Source organism: Treponema sp. R80B11-R83G3 (assembly GCF_054786115.1).
This window is the reverse complement of record NZ_BDHF01000186.1, coordinates 1-1,696: the sequence shown is the minus strand read 5'-3', so window position 1 is coordinate 1,696 and position 1,696 is coordinate 1. Positions and strand designations below refer to the sequence as shown.

Here is a 1,696-nt window from a genome sequence, read left to right as displayed (position 1 = left end):
CCGATTTCATCGGTTTTCTCGACTTCGACTCCGTTGGCGGTAAGATCGGAAAGCAACTGTTCCCGTCCCGCCCTGTGCTGGTCTTCTTCCAGAGGGAAGATAACCGTTAATTCATATCGGCGCATAGTTCCTCCTTATGGCCTTATGTCCGGCATTACCGGAAAAGAGGGATAGCTTAAAATGAGGTTTAAGCTTTGTTTCAGGATAGCAAAAAGGGGAATTAATGGCAAGGGGGAAACGGAAGTTTTACACGCGTTTTTAGGGCGTATTTTGCGATTTATATTTCCTTTTATTAAGCGGTATTTTTAACGATTTATATTCCTAGTTTAAAATATAAAGCCATATAAACCTTAAATAGTTTTATGGATAAGGGGGAAATATGAAAGATAATCCAAACTTAAAAATCTTAATAATTGTAATTATATCCATTGCGGCAATAGTAATTACTACAATATTTATGATAGCGCATTTTGTCGCTTGCGAATTATGTAAAAACAGTATTACTAATTTATCCCTATGGGAAGTATGTAAAATTGACAAGGATTCAACAAAAACGATGGTTCCCATTATCAATACAAGCAACAACGAAACGGCGGATGATATTAGAGCTTTAACGGTTACCAATGTGATACAGAGGGTATTGGACAATACCGTAATGACAAACAATGACATTGCCCTTATGGCGGTTTACTCGGAAGACGGAACGATTCTAGCGGATTTAAAACCCGACAGGATAGGCAAAAATATGCTTGATGTTGATGAGGAATTAAGTTATTTTATGAAAGATATGCTCAAGGCGATGAAGAACAGGAGAATCTACAGCGGGTCTAAATATGATCCTTCGCTTAATGAATACATAAGATTTATTGTAAAGCCTTTACAAATAGGAATGTTTGATCAAAAACTGTCGCTGTTGATAGGAATTTATGGATCAAAATGACCGTCTTGGGCGGATTTACAGAATTCGTCAAATTCATGTTCTACCGCAAGAAAAGCGTCAACCAGTTCCGGGTCAAATTGCCGCCCGTTTTCTTCCAATATGATTGATTTTGCTTCCTCGCGGCTGAACGGCTTTTTATACGAGCGTTCAGATCGCAGAGCGTCGTACACGTCGGCAATGGCAATTACGCGGGCAAGGAGAGGTATTTCATTTTCTTTTTTACCGTCAGGGTATCCACGGCCGTTCCATTTCTCGTGATGATGTTTCGCCATAATAAACGCGTTTTTTAAAAAGTCGTTATCCTTAGCGAACTGCATTGATTTTTCCAATGAATCCGCTCCTGTCGTACTGTGGCTTTTCATTACGTCAAACTCATCATCTGTCAACTTCCCGTTCTTAAGAAGGATGCTGTCCGGTATGGCGATTTTTCCCATATCATGCAAAAGAGAAGATTCCGCTATTCTTTGAATTTCCGATTCGGTAAATTGATAGCCTCTCCTCGCCAATTCGCGCAGTAAAATGGCGACATATTCGCTTACGCGCCTTGTGTGGACTCCCGTGTAGCCGTCTTTTTTTTCAATCAAATCGCTCATTGAATATACAATCGCTTTTTGAAGATTACGGATGCTTTCTGTTTGCTTATAAACCTCAGACTGCAATTCCATGTAAAAACGCTCAATTTTAGCGTGAGATTCGTTAAGTTGCCTTATTAATTCTTCCTTTTCTGTGATGTCGGTTACTATCACTACAGTACAG

2 protein-coding genes are annotated in these 1,696 nt (G+C 39.6%); one reads left to right on the top strand and one right to left on the bottom strand.

Annotated elements, in window-relative coordinates:
* Positions 1–379 precede the first annotated feature (379 nt).
* The gene (locus ACYVRH_RS12420; RefSeq protein WP_461257216.1) at positions 380–940 is read left to right on the top strand and encodes a hypothetical protein; all 561 of its coding nucleotides are present in this window, start codon (positions 380–382) and stop codon (positions 938–940) included.
* Here the strand turns inward: ACYVRH_RS12420 and ACYVRH_RS12415 are convergent.
* On the bottom strand, positions 925–1,696 hold a 772-nt coding region (locus ACYVRH_RS12415; RefSeq protein ID WP_461257215.1), incomplete at its 5' end, for an HD-GYP domain-containing protein. The genes ACYVRH_RS12420 and ACYVRH_RS12415 overlap by 16 nt on opposite strands.